The 16010-nt window shown below is 29.1% G+C and carries 17 protein-coding genes, 1 pseudogene and 1 riboswitch; of the genes and pseudogenes, 14 read left to right on the top strand and 4 right to left on the bottom strand.

From position 1 onward, the window contains the following. The first annotated feature begins 28 nt into the window (after positions 1–28). Entirely contained in the window at positions 29–379 is a 351-nt protein-coding gene (acpS, locus tag CRV03_RS09785) for a holo-ACP synthase (RefSeq protein ID WP_129084959.1), read from the top strand. 5 nt (positions 380–384) lie between these two features. Here acpS and ruvX read toward each other — a convergent pair whose 3' ends face one another. Then, positions 385–765, bottom strand: coding sequence for a Holliday junction resolvase RuvX (gene ruvX, locus CRV03_RS09780; protein WP_129084958.1), 381 nt, complete (start codon positions 763–765; stop codon positions 385–387). Between the two features lie 66 nt (positions 766–831). Here ruvX and serB point away from each other — a divergent pair, with 66 nt between their 5' ends. The 3 genes from serB (at position 832) to CRV03_RS09765 (ending at position 3943) form a co-directional block, all read left to right on the top strand. Further along, positions 832–1452 (top strand): phosphoserine phosphatase SerB, encoded by a 621-nt coding sequence (gene serB / locus CRV03_RS09775; protein WP_129084957.1) that lies wholly within the window; start codon positions 832–834, stop codon positions 1450–1452. 40 nt (positions 1453–1492) lie between these two features. Next, on the top strand, positions 1493–2494 hold the full coding sequence (locus CRV03_RS09770; RefSeq protein ID WP_129084956.1) for a transaldolase: 1002 nt from the start codon (positions 1493–1495) through the stop codon (positions 2492–2494). Between the two features lie 93 nt (positions 2495–2587). After that, complete coding sequence (locus CRV03_RS09765; protein WP_375153736.1) at positions 2588–3943, top strand: class II 3-deoxy-7-phosphoheptulonate synthase; 1356 nt, start codon at positions 2588–2590, stop codon at positions 3941–3943. A 17-nt stretch (positions 3944–3960) separates the two neighbouring features. Here CRV03_RS09765 and CRV03_RS09760 read toward each other — a convergent pair. After that, a pseudogene (locus CRV03_RS09760) lies at positions 3961–4254 on the bottom strand (arsenate reductase family protein); the annotation flags it as partial. A 56-nt stretch (positions 4255–4310) separates the two neighbouring features. Then, the gene (gene gatC / locus CRV03_RS09755) at positions 4311–4601 is read right to left on the bottom strand and encodes an Asp-tRNA(Asn)/Glu-tRNA(Gln) amidotransferase subunit GatC (RefSeq protein ID WP_129084953.1); all 291 of its coding nucleotides are present in this window, start codon (positions 4599–4601) and stop codon (positions 4311–4313) included. A gap of 161 nt (positions 4602–4762) precedes the next feature. Continuing rightward, a riboswitch (cyclic di-GMP riboswitch) is annotated at positions 4763–4841 on the top strand. 73 nt (positions 4842–4914) lie between these two features. Between gatC and CRV03_RS09750 the strand changes: the two genes are divergently transcribed. The 10 genes from CRV03_RS09750 (at position 4915) to CRV03_RS09705 (ending at position 14782) form a co-directional block, all read left to right on the top strand. Further along, positions 4915–5112 carry a hypothetical protein gene (locus CRV03_RS09750; protein ID WP_129084952.1) on the top strand — a complete coding sequence of 66 codons (198 nt, stop codon included), beginning with the start codon at positions 4915–4917 and terminating at the stop codon, positions 5110–5112. A 64-nt stretch (positions 5113–5176) separates the two neighbouring features. After that, positions 5177–5614, top strand: coding sequence for a prepilin peptidase (locus tag CRV03_RS09745; RefSeq protein ID WP_164968648.1), 438 nt, complete (start codon positions 5177–5179; stop codon positions 5612–5614). A gap of 9 nt (positions 5615–5623) precedes the next feature. After that, the gene (locus CRV03_RS09740) at positions 5624–6667 is read left to right on the top strand and encodes a hypothetical protein (protein ID WP_129084950.1); all 1044 of its coding nucleotides are present in this window, start codon (positions 5624–5626) and stop codon (positions 6665–6667) included. A 12-nt stretch (positions 6668–6679) separates the two neighbouring features. Beyond that, complete coding sequence (locus tag CRV03_RS09735; protein ID WP_129084949.1) at positions 6680–8269, top strand: hypothetical protein; 1590 nt, start codon at positions 6680–6682, stop codon at positions 8267–8269. Beyond that, complete coding sequence (locus CRV03_RS09730) at positions 8269–9858, top strand: CpaF family protein (RefSeq protein WP_129084948.1); 1590 nt, start codon at positions 8269–8271, stop codon at positions 9856–9858. Before CRV03_RS09735 ends, CRV03_RS09730 begins: the two co-directional genes overlap by 1 nt. Positions 9859–9860: 2 nt before the next feature. After that, complete coding sequence (locus CRV03_RS09725; RefSeq protein WP_129084947.1) at positions 9861–10787, top strand: type II secretion system F family protein; 927 nt, start codon at positions 9861–9863, stop codon at positions 10785–10787. Next, positions 10787–11626 (top strand): type II secretion system F family protein, encoded by an 840-nt coding sequence (locus tag CRV03_RS09720; RefSeq protein ID WP_129084946.1) that lies wholly within the window; start codon positions 10787–10789, stop codon positions 11624–11626. The genes CRV03_RS09725 and CRV03_RS09720 overlap by 1 nt, the downstream gene beginning before the upstream one ends. 10 nt (positions 11627–11636) lie before the next feature. Next, positions 11637–12794: a hypothetical protein gene (locus CRV03_RS09715; RefSeq protein WP_129084945.1), complete on the top strand. Its 1158-nt coding sequence runs from the start codon at positions 11637–11639 to the stop codon at positions 12792–12794. Beyond that, the gene (locus CRV03_RS09710) at positions 12791–13222 is read left to right on the top strand and encodes a TadE/TadG family type IV pilus assembly protein (RefSeq protein ID WP_129084944.1); all 432 of its coding nucleotides are present in this window, start codon (positions 12791–12793) and stop codon (positions 13220–13222) included. The genes CRV03_RS09715 and CRV03_RS09710 overlap by 4 nt, the downstream gene beginning before the upstream one ends. Positions 13223–13231: 9 nt before the next feature. Then, positions 13232–14782, top strand: coding sequence for a type II and III secretion system protein (locus tag CRV03_RS09705; protein ID WP_129084943.1), 1551 nt, complete (start codon positions 13232–13234; stop codon positions 14780–14782). A gap of 81 nt (positions 14783–14863) precedes the next feature. On the opposite strand, the gene tgt is transcribed toward CRV03_RS09705, so the two are convergent. Next, positions 14864–15988, bottom strand: a complete 1125-nt coding sequence (tgt, locus tag CRV03_RS09700; protein WP_129084942.1) for a tRNA guanosine(34) transglycosylase Tgt — start codon at positions 15986–15988, stop codon at positions 14864–14866. Positions 15989–16010: the final 22 nt, after the last annotated feature.

Genomic DNA, 16010 nt, shown 5'->3' with positions numbered 1-16010 from the left:
AAGAATTATACAAAGAGATAGGTTAAAAATGATAGGTATTGATATAGCTTCAATTGATAGAATCAAAAATATGTATGAGAAGTTCGGAAGAAGAGCTTATGAAAGATTTCTTAGTGATGAAGAGATTGAGTTAATAAAGAGGGCTGAAACAGCAGCTGGTTTTTGGGCAGCAAAAGAAGCTGCAAGTAAAGCAATAGGTACAGGTATTGGAAAAGAGTGTTCTTTTCATGATTTAAAAATAAAAAAAGATAAAAATGGTGCACCTAAGTTAAAGTATTCTAAAGCCTTAAGAAAGAAATATAAGATTAAAAAAACATCTCTTTCAATAACTCATGATAAGGGTGTTGCAATAGCAGTGGTTCATAACTTAACTAAATAAAGGGATTAGTTCTTAATAAGGTATCTTTCTAATATAATTTTAGCAGCAAGGGAGTCAACTCTACCGTCTCTTTTATATTTGATGTCACCTTTCATCAAATCTTCTGCTTCTATTGAACTCATATTCTCTTCTTGAAAGATAACTTCTTTGTCAAAATCAAGTAGATTTACAAAGTGCTTAATTCTTTTTTGCATATCTTCACTTGCACTAGGATATCCCACAACTAAAGTATCAATTTCCCACTCATTTAAAGTTTTTAAAACATCATTTGAAGCTTGATTTCTATTTTTTCTTAATATTGCAGGAAGAGGTGTAACAATGTCCCCTTGTAGGCAAATTGCAAGTCCTATTCTTTTAAGTCCAATATCAATACAAGCTAACTTCAATCAGTTTCCTTTAGTAAAATTTGGATAATATTATAGCCTTAAAAGAATAAAACTAGGAAAATGTATATGAAATTAGCTGTATTTGATTTCGATTCAACTTTAATGGATGGAGAAACAATTGACTTTTTAGCTAAGCCTTTAGGTTTAGAAGAAAAAGTTGCAAGTATTACTGAAAAAGCAATGGCAGGAGAGCTTGACTTTTTTGAATCTTTAGTAGAAAGAGTATCTTTACTAAAAGGTTTAGAGTATGCAAAAGCTGTAGAGATTTGTAAAGATTTACCTCTTATGCCAGGTGCTTTTGAATTAATTACTGAGCTTAAAAAACAAGAATATAAAGTAGTTTGTTTTTCTGGAGGTTTTAGAATAGGAACAGGTCCAGCTAAAGAAAAACTAGGAATAGATGCAGACTTTTCAAACATACTACACGAAAAAGATGGAATTTTAACAGGTCTTGTTGGTGGAGATATGATGTTTGGTTTTTCTAAAGGTGATATGATTCAAAGAGTTCAAGCTATGCTTGGAGTTTCACAAGAAGATACTTTAGTAGCAGGGGATGGAGCAAATGATGTTTCTATGTTCCCTTATGCAGCAAAAAAAGTTGCATTTTGTGCGAAAGATATATTAAAAAAAGAAGCTAATATTATTGTTGATGAAAAAGATTTAACAAAAATATTAGACCATATATAACAAGTAACAAAGCGTTCTACGTAAAATAAAAGGATAATGAATGAGTTTAAAAGAAGATATTAATTACTCTTTATGGTGTGATTTTATAGAAAGAGATTTTTTAGAGAATAGATTTCAAGATATTATTAAAGATGAAGTAATCCATGGAGCTACTTCAAACCCAGCAATTTTTGAATCTTCTATTACAAATTCAGCAGCATATGACCAACAACTTCAAATGCTAAAAGCAAATGAAGCAAAAACTATTTATGAAGAGTTAGCAGTTTCTGACATTAGAAGAGCAGCGGAACTTTTACATGATTTACATTTAGAAGACAACAATGATGGATTTATTTCAATTGAAGTTGACCCAACACTTTGTGATGATGCAAAGGGAACTGTTGAAGAGGGAATGAGACTAAACTCTTTAATTGGAGCAGATAACGTTATGATTAAAGTTCCTGCAACTGAGGCTGGATATGAAGCAATGAAAGAACTTACAAGTGCAGGGATTCACGTAAATGCAACTTTAATTTTCTCACCAGAACAAGCTATTAAATGTGCACAAGCTTTAGATGAAGGAATTAAAGCTTCAAACAAAGATATCAAAGCTGTTATCTCTGTATTTGTTTCAAGACTTGATAGAATGTGTGATAACAAAATGGTTTCAAAAGGTTTAGAGACTGCTAAACTTGGAATTATCAATGCAACTAAGTGTTACCACGAAGTTGAAAAGTTTGAAAATAAAAACATTAGAACACTTTTTGCAAGTACAGGAGTAAAAGGTGATGAGTTAAGAGCAAGTTATTATATTGATACTTTAATTTATCCACACTCTGTAAATACAGCACCATTAGCTACTATTGAAGATTGGTTAGAAAATGGTCAAAAAACTCCTACAAAAGTTATTAGTGAAGAAGAGTGTAATAAGTATTTTAAATTATTAGAATCAAAAGACATTGATGTAAAAGAAGTTTATACTAAGCTTTTAAATGATGGTTTAGAAGCATTTAAAGACTCTTTTGCAGACCTATTAAATAAACTAGCAAGAAAAGCAGATTAAAGTAGTTTTACTACTTTAATCCCTCCTATTTTCCAGTCAACTTAAAGTTCTTTTTGGATAAAATTTTTCCAATTTCATATTAATAAAGGTTATATAATGAAAGCTTGGAGTCCAAATAGCTGGAGAGATTTCCCTATTAAGCAACAACCAACATATAAAGATTTAGAAAAATTAAAAAAAGTAGAGAATGAATTAGCTTCTTATCCTCCTTTAATTTTTGCGGAGGAAGCAAGAAACTTAAAATCTCAATTAGCTGAGGTAGTAAATGGTAAGTCATTTTTACTACAAGGTGGAGACTGTGCTGAGTCATTTAATGCATTTAATGCAAATAATATAAAAGATTTATTTAAAGTAATGATGCAAATGGCAGTTGTTTTAACTTTTTCAGGTGGATGCCCAGTTGTAAAAGTAGGAAGAATTGCAGGTCAGTTTGCAAAACCAAGAAGTGCAGACTTTGAAGAAGTAAATGGAATAGCTTTACCTTCATATAGAGGTGATATTGTAAATAATATGGGCTTTAATGAAAAAGATAGAGCACCAAAAGCTAAGAAATTATTAAAAGCATACAATCAAAGTGCATCGACTCTTAACTTATTAAGAGCATTTGCAAGAGGTGGTATGGCTGATTTAAATAAAGTTCATTCATGGAACCTTGATTTCGTAAAAGATAATAGACTAGGTGAAATGTATGAAAACTTAGCAAATAAGATTTCTGAAACATTAGATTTTATGCAATCATGTGGAATCACTGCTGAAAATACAGCTCAATTAAAAGAGACTGTTTTATATACTTCTCATGAAGCATTATTATTAAACTATGAAGAAGCATTAACAAGAAAAGATTCATTAACTGGTGATTGGTATGATTGTTCTGCACACATGTTATGGATAGGTGATAGAACAAGAGAACTTGATGGAGCGCACTTAGAGTACTTTAGAGGTATTAAAAACCCTATTGGATGTAAAGTTGGTCCTTCTATGCAAGAAGATGAATTAATAAAACTAATTGATGCTTTAAACCCAGAAAATGAAGCAGGAAGATTAAATCTAATTGTTAGAATGGGTAATGAAAAGATTGCTGATAAATTCCCGAATTTACTAAAAAGAGTAAAAGAAGAAGGAAGAAATGTATTATGGTCATCAGACCCAATGCATGGAAATACTATCAAAACTGATAATGGATACAAAACGAGAGATTTTGAAGCTATTTTAGGTGAAGTAAAACAGTTCTTCCAAATCCATAAAGCAGAAGGTACTTATGCAGGTGGTATTCACTTAGAAATGACAGGACAAAATGTAACTGAATGTACAGGAAGTTCAAGTTCTGCTATTACAGCTGAAGGTCTTTCTAGCAGATATCACACTCAATGTGACCCAAGATTAAATGCTGACCAAGCATTAGAATTATCATTTATGATTGCTGAAACGTTAAAAGAAGCAAGAAAGTAAATAAAACTATAAAGAGACTAGAAAGTCTCTTTATATGTCTCTTCATTGAAACCTACTAAAACATTATTATCATATTCTATAATAGGTCTTTTTAAAAGCATTGGCTCTTTTATAAGCCATTCAAGTTTTCCAGAGTCATCTAAGTTTAACTCTTTTAATTTTAGTGTTCTATATTTAGTTCCTCTTGAATTAAAAACTAAATCAATTCCTGCGTTTTGAACCCAGAACTCTATAGAAGTTGAAGTAGGAGTGTCTTTTTTCAAATCGAAAAACTCTACTTCTATGTTGTTGTCCTTAAAAAACCTTAAGGCTGATCTAACAGAGTTTCAGGTTTTTATTCCATAAACCTTAACTGCCATTTTTTTTCCTATTCTATAATTTTTGGTACTATAAAGTATCCATCTTCGCTTTTTGGAGCGTTTTCTAAGATTTGATTTGATAGTTCTAAATCTTGCTTAGCAGTGTCTTCTCTCAATGGAGTTCCACCTTCAACTGTATTGAATGTAGCTTCAATATTTGATACATCAATCTCATTTAAATTTTCTACGAAGTTGATAATATCAGCAAGTTCTGATTTTAGATTCTCTTTTCTTGAATCTTCAATCTCTAAGCTTGATAACTTTGATAGTTTATCAATTAATTTATCATCTACAGTCATAATTTTCCTTAACTAGTAAAGTGCTTGGATTATAGCTAAAAAGAGTTTTAAAAGTATTAAAAAGCAATAAAATAATAATTTTCTGGAAAAGTGTCATTTTTGATACTTTTATGATACTATTTATATTACTTTAAGGTTACATATGTGACAATAGATTTACAAAACAAACTAGCCAAACTTATCGTGAGGTAAGGACGGAAAGCTACGGGTCTTGTATTTTAAGATAGCCGGGTTGCAAATTTATATTAATATTAATTAGCTTGCAATTACACTATCTGACATTTAGAATTAACTTTAATTAAAGGAGATAATTATGTTAGAGTTTTTAAAAAGAAGATTAAAAAGTGAAAAAGGTGCAATGGATAAAATCCTTGTAACTTTATTACTTGTTATCGTTGGTGTAGGAGCAGTTGTTGGTTTAAATTCATGGATTGGTACAGAAACTGATACAGTTAAAACTTCAGCAACTACAAAAATTACAGAAGTTACAGGTGATGCTTCAGGAGGTTGATTCTGGACTTTTGCAAAAAAGAGAAGGTTTATACCTTCTCTTTTTTTTTGAAAAAGGCTTAATTATGTTCACAATAGTCTTCTATATATTTTCCTCTTTTCTAGCATTTTTAGATTATAAAAAGTTTTTAATCCCAAACAATATTCTGTTAGCAATGTCTGTTATGTTAATTACTTTTGGTCTATTAGAATCGAAAATATATATAAGCTCTATTATTTTAAGTTTATTGGTACTACTTTTTTTTGTAGTGATTTTACTTTTAAATAGAACACAAATTTTAGGTGGTGGAGATATAAAGTATATGATGGTGATAGCTTTATATCTTGGAGTTAAGCCTTTTGCTGTATTTTTAGTTGTAACAGGTCTTGTTCAAACTTTTGCTTTACTATATAAACAAATGTTGATGAAAAGAAGAGTTGCTCCTATGGCTCCAGCTATGTTTATCTCTGTAGCTATAGTTGATATGATGATATATTTTAAAATATATCCTAGTCTTTTTTAAGGAAGTACCATGAAGAAAGCTTTTATTGACCAAATTCTTTTAGGCCTTTTTTTATTTGTTGCTTTAATTGGATTAGGTGCAACTATTAGTGATAACATGCAAGCAAGAGATAAATATTATAATTTAAAGAAAATAACTGATAATGCTGTTTTAACCCTTGCAAAATATTATGTAAAAATAGAAGAGAGCACTTTTAACGCAGAAGCTGTACATCAAGATATGCTTTTAGAAACAAAACTTGGTCAAGAGATAAAAGATACTATTGTTTATTCATGGGATTTTGTTTCTGAACCAAATACAGTTACTGCAACTATTTCAAACTATCAAGAAGATACTTTCTGGTTAAAATTTTTAGATTTAGATTTTTTAACATTAAATGTTGAATCTAGAGCAACTATTACAAGTGTTGATTTACCTACTCCTACTTCAGACTACTCAGCAGGACTTGCACCTTTTGCTATTAATGATAGAACATTTAACATCGGTGATGCAATTGAGATGAACTACTCTTTAACAGCAGATTGGGAGTATTCAGATAAAGATACTTTCTATCCAGTAATTACTGATTGTGATTGTGATTGTTCTTTTGCATTAAGTAATAAATTTGATTTTTCTGATTTAGGTTTTGATGTTGATAGTTGTGATGCTTCATTACCTGGATGTAGTACAAGTGGTCAAAGTGAGTTTTCTCACTACAGCAATATGTTATCTGATATTTATGATTCAAGCCAGAGTATAAATTTTGAAAATGGAAAAACTGAGACACCAATATGTTTATTGGGAACTTATTTAGGAAATGATTACTCTACTTGGGTAACTCAAATAAACCATTTATCTGATGGTATTTTTGACATAATTGGTCCAAGTGGAGCAAATCTTCCTATCGAGATGGATATTATTACTTTAAACTCTGGGGCTATAGCAAATGGTATTGTAAGAGTAAGAGTTACAGATTATGAAATAGTTGATAATGGAACACCTTCTAATAGAAGTATAAAACTTATTACAGAAGTAGTTCCTGCAAAGACTCCAGAGATTGAGTTAGTTTATTAAAGAGGATAAGTTATGGATTTAAATGAATATCAAAAAAAAATGGAAGCTTCTGAATTAAAAAAGACATTAAATAATCAGATACTAGAGTTATTGGAGTTATTTGTTGATTTATCAGATTTAGACTACTTATCTTTCTATAAATTTGATTATGAATATAATGTTTTTGACTATGAATACTCTTTAAATAAAGATGGAGATAAAATAGACAAACCAGAGCACTTTGGAAAGACTTATAGAATAAAAATTAAAAAAGATAAACTAATCTATGGATATATTTTAATTGATAGAAGAATCAAATCTAAAAAAATATTAAAAAGACTACTAAATAAAATCAAAAAACATTTTCATGAAAAGAAACAATTAGAAAAAAAACTATTAGATAGTGATGCTTCTTTTAATATATATGTAGTTTATGATGAAGAGTTAAAAGCTTTTTCAGACAACTTAAAATCAGGACTTAAAGCACTATTTAATACAGAAGTAATCAGCACAAAAGATATTGCTTTATATTCAAGCCAGTTAAAAGGCAAAGATACTAAACATATAATAATTTATTTAGTGGAAGACCAAAATAAAATAGTTCAAGATGAACAAATAATAAAAGGCTTAAATGAACTAATAATTGTAATTGGTCCAAATGACCACTCTATTTCTATGTACTGTGGTAAACTTGGAATAGAAAACTATATCTCTATAAATGAGTTTAAAGCTGAAAATATAAAAAGTATTATCTTAGATACAAGAAAAGAGTTACTTACTAAAAATAAATATGGTAATAAAATTATTGGTATTACGGGTATTACTGGTGGAATTGGTTCAACGACAATATCAATGAATGCCTGTGATTTATTATCAACAAATCTTCCTGAAAAAAATATTTTATATATTGATTTATCAAATACAAAAGCTATAAGTAACTTATTTTTAGAAGGAAATCCATTACCTGAAAAAACAATAGTAGATTTAATAAACTCTAGTGAATTTAATATAGAAAGTAATCTAGAAAATGGGCTTATAAAAAGAAAAGAAAACTTCTATTGTATAACAGGAATTCAAAAACATATTGATAAAGAGTATATAGAAAGAGATGTATTTATAGAGAAGCTTTTAGAGTATATTTCTAGTTCTAGTGACTATTTTAATTTTATTGTTATTGACTTAGGAGAAGCAGATGCTTCTAATTTAAAATCAACACTTTATGATGTGGTAAATGACTTATGGGTTATTACTGAGATGTCTTTACCTCACACTTCAAAACTAAAAACTTTTTACTCTTTATTAAAAAGAGCAGGACTTAAAGATAAAACTTCGTTTGTAATAAATAGATTTGATTCAAAAAATGCAATTTCAATTTCAGATGCTACATCTATTTTAAATATGAATGATGATGAGAAAAAACTATTTAATGAAATGAAAATACCAAATGATTATGAAGATTTAGGTAGCTGTTGGAATTATTGTAAGTTAGCTTCTGAACATGCAAAAAATTCTATCTTTGTTAAAAAATTAGATTCTATTTTAGAGAATAAAGGCTTTTATAAAAAAGAGAAAAAATCTGAAACAAAAAGCTCTTTATTCTCATTTTTTAAAAAGAGTAAGTAATGAAAAATTTAAAAGATTTAATTGATGAGCAAGAAGAGAGGGTTAGCTTTGAAGAACCGGCTCTTGAAGAAGAAATCAGTACTATTGATATTACCAAAACTAAAATTAATAAGATAAAAAGAAATATAAAAAACGATGAGTTAGTTTTCCCGGAGATTTATACAAACAAAGAGTTATATGATATTGCAGTTAAAATAAATGACTCTTTTATGATGAATCTAAAATCAGAACAGAAAATTACAAAAGATAACCTTGATGAGGTTTTACCTGAGTTTATTCTATCTTTCCCTGAAACTAGAAGTTTAAGAAGAGATATTTTAGAAGATATAAAACAAATGATTACAAACAATATCATTGGCTATGGACATATTTCTACAATTTTTACAATAGCAAGGGATGGACTAAATGATGTTATTGTTAATACAAAAGATTATATTGACATCATTTACAATGGTAAAACTATGGAAACTCCTTTTACTTTTAGAAGTGAAGAAGAACTTAGAAAAATCATTGACAAAATGCTTGCAGAAAACAATAGAAAAATTGATGAAGCCCATCCTATTATTTCAAGTAAATTAAATGATGGTTCAAGGGTTGAGGTACAAATCCCACCAATTGCAGCAAATGGTGGAAGCTGTGTGACGATTAGAAAATTTAATGATATTCCTTTACTACTTGAAATGCTAATTGATGGTGGACAAATGGATTATAAGATGGCTTACTTTTTGGTAAAAGCTGCAAAAGGTAAGTGTAATATCATCGTATCTGGTGGTACTTCAAGTGGTAAAACAACTTTCTTAAATGCAATGACAAGGTTTGTTGATGCAAATGAACAGCTTATGGTTATTGAAGATACAAGAGAGATGCAACCTCAAATGCCTTGTCACTCAATTAGACAATATGAAGCAAGAATGGCAAATGAAGAAGGAAAAGGTGCTATTACCTTAGACTTTTTATTAAGGTCAGCTCTGCGGTCATCTCCAAGAAGAATTATTGTTGGGGAGTGTAGGGGACCTGAAATTGTAGTTATGCTTAATGCCATGAATACAGGACATCCAGGTTCTATGACTACAGTTCACGCAGATAATACAAAAGAAGCATTAGTAAGAATTGAGAATATGTATTTAGAGGCTAGACCTAGTGCAAATATCAACTTTATTCGTACTCAAATGGCATCAGCAGTTGATGTAATTATTCAGCTTGTTAGATTCCCTGATGGTACAAGAAAACTAATTGCAATTTCAGAGATTGAAAGAAGAATAGAAGATAACGGAGTAATCTCTTTAAATGATATTTTCAAATTCAAAAGAGATACAAGTGATTTAAAAAAGACAAAGGGTGAGTTTGAAGTTTTATCAACTCCAAGTAGAACAGTTGACCAAATGAATATGTTTGGTGTTGATATTGATAAAAGGGTTTTTGACCCTAATTTTGAGATGCCAAAACAGATGTTGATTGAAGCTTTAGAGAATGATTTACCTTCTGTTATGTGTGGTTGGAAAGATGAGTTTGTTACAGCCTTTTTAGAAAAAGACCCTCAACTTTTCCATAAGTGGCCACACTTCCAAAAGTTAGTAAAGGATAATTAGATATGAATAATTTAGTTCTATTTTTTATCATTGTAATTCCTGTTTTATTAATTACACTTTTTTCTTATCTTTACTCATATTACATGAGATTAAGTAGTCAAAAAAGAATCATAAATGTTTTAGTTAATACAAATAGTGAAATTCTTGATAAAAGTAGAGCTAATAGAAATGAAAATAAAAAAGATAACTGGCTGACTAAAAAGCTGTACTATGCAGGTTTTACAACAGCTGGTGCAGAGTATACTTTTGTATTAATATCAGTAGCCTTCTCTTTTTTACTTAGTTTTTTCATCTATTTTGTAGTGGGTTCTAAAATCATCTTTATTTTTACATTTTTAATTTTTATGTTTTTACCTTATTTAGTTTTAGTGAAACTAATAAAAGTAAGAGAAGAAGAGTTTAACTTCAACCTAAAAGAGATTATTGACAAGGTGACAAGTATGATGAAAAGTGGGGTTGGATTTGAACAAGCTTTAAAAAAATCAATTGCCACTTGTAAATCGGAGTTTACAAAAAAAGTATTTAATATTTATGTTAATGAAAAGTCTGTAATTGGTGAAGATAAGTGTTTTGAAAAGATGTTTAAATTAGTTGAATCAAAAGAGCTTAGAATTTTCTATCTAACAATTTCTATTGGTAGAAAATCAGGTGGTAAGTTTTCTAATACTTTAGAAAAACTGCGAAAAACTTTACATGACCAAGGAGAAATAAAACAAGAGATAACCTCTTCAACAAAAGAGATTAGAGTTGGAACTTATATGATTATAGGGCTTATTGTTTTTACATATATGATGATGGACAATGCTTTAAATAACTCATTAAGTGCACACTTCTTTGGAAGTGATATTGGTAAGGTTCAAATGTTCTTCATAATTTTATGGGTTGCACTTGGACTATTTATAAATAGCTTATTAACAAAGATTAAATAATGGATAAAACAGTTTTAGTACTAATATTAGCGCCATTGTTACTTGCAATTTTAATTATTGCAGTTGTTTTGATTCTTCAAAGAAGACAGCAACAAAAAAATATTATTCTTCTTTCTCAGTTGGATAATAAAGCAATTATTGATGCTCAACACAAAAATAAGAAGTTGGACAATGACTTAAATATGAAGTTGATTCAAGCAGGAATTACTCAAAAAGAGTATATGGAAGCAAAACTTCTTTTCACTCTTATTGGTGTAATTATTATGGGTGTTTTACCATTTTTTGTACCTATGATGTATGGAATTATTAGTGTTGTAGTTGGGGCTTTATGTATTGTTTTTGGTGGAAAGATGTATTTAAATATTGCTAAAGCAGAGAGAATCGAAAAAATAGATAGAGATTTAGGAGTATTTTTAGATTTAGTAAATGTTATCTTAGAAGCAGGGGGAAGTTTAAAAAATGCCTTCTTTGAAGTATCAAGAAGAGCCCATGGAATTATTGATAAAGAACTATTAAGAGAGATATCAATTCTAGAGTATGAGATGACAAACTACTCAACAAAGGTTGCCTATGAAAATTTAAAAAATAGAGTTGATAGTAAAGAGTTAAGTAAGATTATTGATTTTTTAATTTTAAGTGAAGAGACAGGTATTGGTGTAAAAAATATTTTTGCAATGCAATCAGATGAGATGAGACAAGAGAAGTTTTATAAAATAAAAGGAAAGGTAAACACATTGAATATGTATTTAATGCTTATTATTTTTCTTTTTGTTTTACCAGCTTTTGGCGCGTTTATAGTGTTCCCTATTATGGGTGGAACACTTACAATTGGAATATAAAGGATATAACATGCAAGTAAATAGACAATTGATAGTGATTTTGATATTAGCTTCTTTACTTCTTTCTGCCCTTGGTGCAGCTTTTTATTTTTATAAAAAAAGTGTAGAAGAGAAAAAGAGTGTAAATGAGTTAGTAACTATATATATTGCTAAAAATGATATAGAAAAAGGAACATTACTTCAAGTAAAACATCTTGCTCAAACACAAATAGCAAGACAGTTTATTTTAAATGAACCTTTACTAAAAAAAGAGTTACTTGGTAAGTATACTAAAGAGAATATTTATAAGCATGAAATCTTTTTAAAGCAAAAGCTTACTACAAAAGTAGAAAAAGAGAAAGCTAAAATTATTCCTTTTGAAAACAGTAGTTACAACATGAAGTTTGACCTTTTTGAAAACCCTAACTACTCACTTAATCAAGGTGATTATATCAATATTATGTCGGTTATTCCAAAAGGGAAAATTGATAAAAAAGGTAAATATGCAGACTATAGTGTTCAGTATGTTGCCAAGGGAATAAAAGTATTAGGTTTCCTAAGAAATGGTTTTAGAGAGACTGAAACAATTACAAAACAAAAAATCAAAAAGATAGTTAAGAAAAAAGAGATAGAAGAGATAATTGATGTTAAGTCAGATGAGATGATTTTAGATGTTGATTTAAATGTTCTTCTAAAACTAATCAAAGACTATAACAAAGGAAATCAACTTTGGATGGTAAGAACAAAGTTCGCTCCTGAAATAAAAGCATTTCCAACAAAAACAAAAGCTAACAAAGTAACAGCAAAACAAGCAGTAAAAAGAACATATCCTTATAAACTATTTACTCCTGTAAATAAAGCTATCAAAAAAAGTGCTGTTATTCAGTATGCAAATGATAAAGAGGGTGACAAGTCTAAATCAAAAAGTGTAAACATTGCAATTGATTACTCTAAACAGTGTAGTAGCATAAAAGACAATTTTGTTATGGGAAAATCAAAAAGATTTAACGTAAGAGAAAAACCTACAACAAAATCAACAATAAAAAGAGTTCTAGATAGAAATACAATCATTCCTTATAAAAGTTTAGAGGGAGACTGGTATTTAATCTGTGATAATAACTACGTTCACAAAAATGTAGTTAAAAAAGTAAATGCAAAATTTGTAAAAGAAAAAGTTGGTCTTAAATGAAAAATTTTGAACAAAACAAAAAACCAGCAGTAGTAGATCAAATACTATTATGGATAGTACTATTCATAATATTTGTAGGTTTTTTATTTTTTGTTATAGATTATTCAAATGCCATGAAAGTAAAAGATAATAGTGATGCCTTAGCTGATTATACAGCAAGAATGGTAGCTCTAGGAAAAACTGATGCAGAAGTTGTTGAAGGTTTAAACAATATAAAAGATGACTATATCGCAACTATTTCTGAAGCAGATTTAAATTGTGTTGAAGACTTAGCTTCAACAAACTACCAAGTTATTGTAAATATCTATGCAACATTAAACAATAGTTTTTTACCTGTTGCAAATGATAATGTTCATTCAAGAACAGTTGTTTTTAATGAAGCAAGTGAAGTAGAAAAAGAGTGTTCAATAACACTATCTTTTAATTAGGAGTTTATTATGTCAAGTTTATTTAAATATGTTTTATCTGTAATTTTAGTAAGTTCAATTCTTTTTGCAAATGAGTTGACCCAAAAGGAGTTGTTTGATAAAAACCTCTCTATTTCAAAAGGTTCCTTTAAAGTCTTTGAGTTTGAAAAAAGAATTCAAAGTATAAAAGTAAGTAACCAAGAGTTTTTAGAAGTTGACTTTGTAAATGACTATAATAAACCCCTTCAAGTAATAAAAGTATTTACAAAAAAACTAGGAAATGGAAATATTCTAGTTACTTTTGATGATGCTAGTTCTTTACATATAGATATTAATATCACGGAAAATTTAAAGAGTATTATTGAGGTTGCAAAACAAATAAGTCCTAATATCATAATCAAACAAACAAATGGAAAGATAATTTTACAGGGTAAAACACAAAATCAAAAAACAAAAGATAAGATTCTTGATTTGTTTAAAAAAGCAGGAATTAGTCTAAAAGAGGATTTAGTTGATTTAGTTGAACTCGAAAATCCAGATAAGATGATACGTGTAAAACTTTATGCCGTTGAAATTAATAATGACAAGGGTTTAGATTTAAAAAATAACTGGTTTGTTTCAAGTAAAAACTATATGCAAGTTACTACTGATGATGGAAAATATTATAATGAACCTTTAGATGCATTTGGAGCAGGATATAAAGCTAATTCATATAAAGAAGTAGTTGATGGAGATGGAAATACAGTTATTGTTCCAGATAGCTGGTCTTCAATTAGCTCAAAGGATAGAAGCCTTGCAAATAATCAAAGAAATGTTTTAGTAAATGATGCTATTGATAATCTTATGAAAGAAGCAGTTTCTTTAACAGGTGGATTAACAGGAGCAGCTAATTATTTAGGAAAATACTTTAATGTAGGACTTACATTAAATTACTTATCAACAAAAGGTGTTGCACAAGTTTTAGATGAAACTACACTATTGACTTTAGAAAATAAAGAGGCTTCATTTTTAGCTGGTGGTACTTTAAATATCAAAACTCAAACAACAACAGCAGAGGGACTTCCAACAACTGCACTAAAAGAGATAAGATATGGTTTACAACTTGATATAAATGCTCAAAATATTGTAGATGACCAATTTATTAACTTAAATATCATAACAAAATCTAGTAATGCAGATTTTGCAAATACAGTTGATGGAATTCCAAATATTACTGAAAAATCTATAACTACAAATGTAGTAGTTGAAAATAAATCAACTATTGTTTTAGGTGGACTAATTAATAGAAGTAATGCAGATGATATTGAAAAAATACCTTTACTTGGAGATATTCCGATTTTAGGTTTCTTATTCACAAGTAAATCTTTTAAAGAGGGTAAAAGTGAGTTAGTTTTCTTTATTACACCAGAGATTGTTGATCCAAAATCAAATGACCAAAGAAGTGAATTTGAAAAGAAAACAACATTTACTAAGTATGTTGATGATAAACTTGAAAAAGATATGAAAGATATTGAAAAAGAAAAAGGAATTAATAGTGAAGAAAATAAAGAAGGAGAAACAGTTCAAGAAAGCAGCAATTGATAAAACTTTAGTTGTATTGATTGTTTTAGTATTGTTTTTTTCTTATTTAGTAATTAAAAACTTTATGATGTAAAAGAGGAATTATTTTCCTCTTTTTGCATAGAACTCTTTTTTAAATTCTACCCAGTTATCAGCTAAAATAGCCTCTCTCGCTTGTGTCATTAGATTTAAATAGTATCTAATATTGTGCATTGAAGCAAGTCTAAAATATGTAATTTCATTTGCACGGAATAGGTGATTTAAATATGCTTTTGTAAAGTTTTGACAAGTATAGCAATCACACTCTTCATCAATAGGGCTTGGGTCTTCTTTATACATTGCTTTTTTGATATTTACTCTACCAGTACTTGCAAATAGTGTTCCATTTCTTGCATTTCTTGTTGGCATAACACAGTCAAACATATCAACACCACGTTCAATATTTTCAATTAAATCCTCAGGTGTTCCAACTCCCATTAGATATCTTGGTTTATCAAGTGGCATAAAGTCTGTTGTCCATTCAACTGTATCATACATATCTTGATTTGGTTCTCCAACAGATAATCCACCAATAGCAAAACCATCAAAATCAGTCATAGCACAAAGTTGTTCTGCACTCATTTTTCTAAACTCTTTATCCGTACCACCTTGGATAATTGCAAAGATATTTTGATTTACTCCAATACCTTTTGCTTGTTGTTCTTTATGGTAAGTGATTGCTTCACCTGCCCATTTAGTTGTTCTCTCAATTGATTTTTGAATTCTCTCTTTTGTATTTGGTAAAGCTACTAAATCATCTAAAATCATCATAATATCACTACCTAAATCATACTGTGTATCAAGTACACTTTGAGGTGTGAAGTAGTGTTTACTTCCATCAATATGTGATTTGAAAGTAATTCCATTTTCATCAGGTTTTGAGTTATCACTTAAAGAGAAAGCTTGGAAGCCTCCTGAATCTGTTAAAAAAGAGTTTGGAAACTTTGAAAAGCCGTGAAGTCCACCAAACTTTTTAACAAGTTTACTTCCTGGTCTTAAATATAAATGGTATGTGTTTCCTAATATAATTTTAGCACCCATTGATAATAAATCATTTGCATCAAGTGCTTTTACTGTTGCTTGAGTCCCCACAGGCATAAAAACAGGAGTTTTAATCTCACTGTGTGCAGTTTTAATCGTACACGCTCTTGCTTTATGGTGTGAAGTTGCATCAATTTTAAATTCCATAAAAAATATTCCTTTTGTTATT

This window comes from Arcobacter sp. F155 (assembly GCF_004116455.1).
In the GTDB taxonomy this organism is placed as follows: Bacteria; Campylobacterota; Campylobacteria; order Campylobacterales; family Arcobacteraceae; genus Halarcobacter.
The sequence above is the reverse complement of the archived record's forward strand: the minus strand, read 5'-3'. Positions and strand labels throughout refer to the sequence as shown.

Coding starts and splice junctions, on each gene's coding strand:
- tgt (WP_129084942.1), bottom strand. CDS start 15,988: ATGGAATTTAAAATTGATGCAACTTCACACCATAAAGCAAGAGCGTGT.
- CRV03_RS09715 (WP_129084945.1), top strand. CDS start 11,637: ATGCAAGTAAATAGACAATTGATAGTGATTTTGATATTAGCTTCTTTA.
- CRV03_RS09710 (WP_129084944.1), top strand. CDS start 12,791: ATGAAAAATTTTGAACAAAACAAAAAACCAGCAGTAGTAGATCAAATA.
- acpS (WP_129084959.1), top strand. CDS start 29: ATGATAGGTATTGATATAGCTTCAATTGATAGAATCAAAAATATGTAT.
- CRV03_RS09720 (WP_129084946.1), top strand. CDS start 10,787: ATGGATAAAACAGTTTTAGTACTAATATTAGCGCCATTGTTACTTGCA.
- CRV03_RS09770 (WP_129084956.1), top strand. CDS start 1,493: ATGAGTTTAAAAGAAGATATTAATTACTCTTTATGGTGTGATTTTATA.
- gatC (WP_129084953.1), bottom strand. CDS start 4,601: ATGACTGTAGATGATAAATTAATTGATAAACTATCAAAGTTATCAAGC.
- serB (WP_129084957.1), top strand. CDS start 832: ATGAAATTAGCTGTATTTGATTTCGATTCAACTTTAATGGATGGAGAA.
- CRV03_RS09740 (WP_129084950.1), top strand. CDS start 5,624: ATGAAGAAAGCTTTTATTGACCAAATTCTTTTAGGCCTTTTTTTATTT.
- CRV03_RS09745 (WP_164968648.1), top strand. CDS start 5,177: ATGTTCACAATAGTCTTCTATATATTTTCCTCTTTTCTAGCATTTTTA.
- CRV03_RS09705 (WP_129084943.1), top strand. CDS start 13,232: ATGTCAAGTTTATTTAAATATGTTTTATCTGTAATTTTAGTAAGTTCA.
- CRV03_RS09725 (WP_129084947.1), top strand. CDS start 9,861: ATGAATAATTTAGTTCTATTTTTTATCATTGTAATTCCTGTTTTATTA.
- CRV03_RS09750 (WP_129084952.1), top strand. CDS start 4,915: ATGTTAGAGTTTTTAAAAAGAAGATTAAAAAGTGAAAAAGGTGCAATG.
- CRV03_RS09730 (WP_129084948.1), top strand. CDS start 8,269: ATGAAAAATTTAAAAGATTTAATTGATGAGCAAGAAGAGAGGGTTAGC.
- CRV03_RS09735 (WP_129084949.1), top strand. CDS start 6,680: ATGGATTTAAATGAATATCAAAAAAAAATGGAAGCTTCTGAATTAAAA.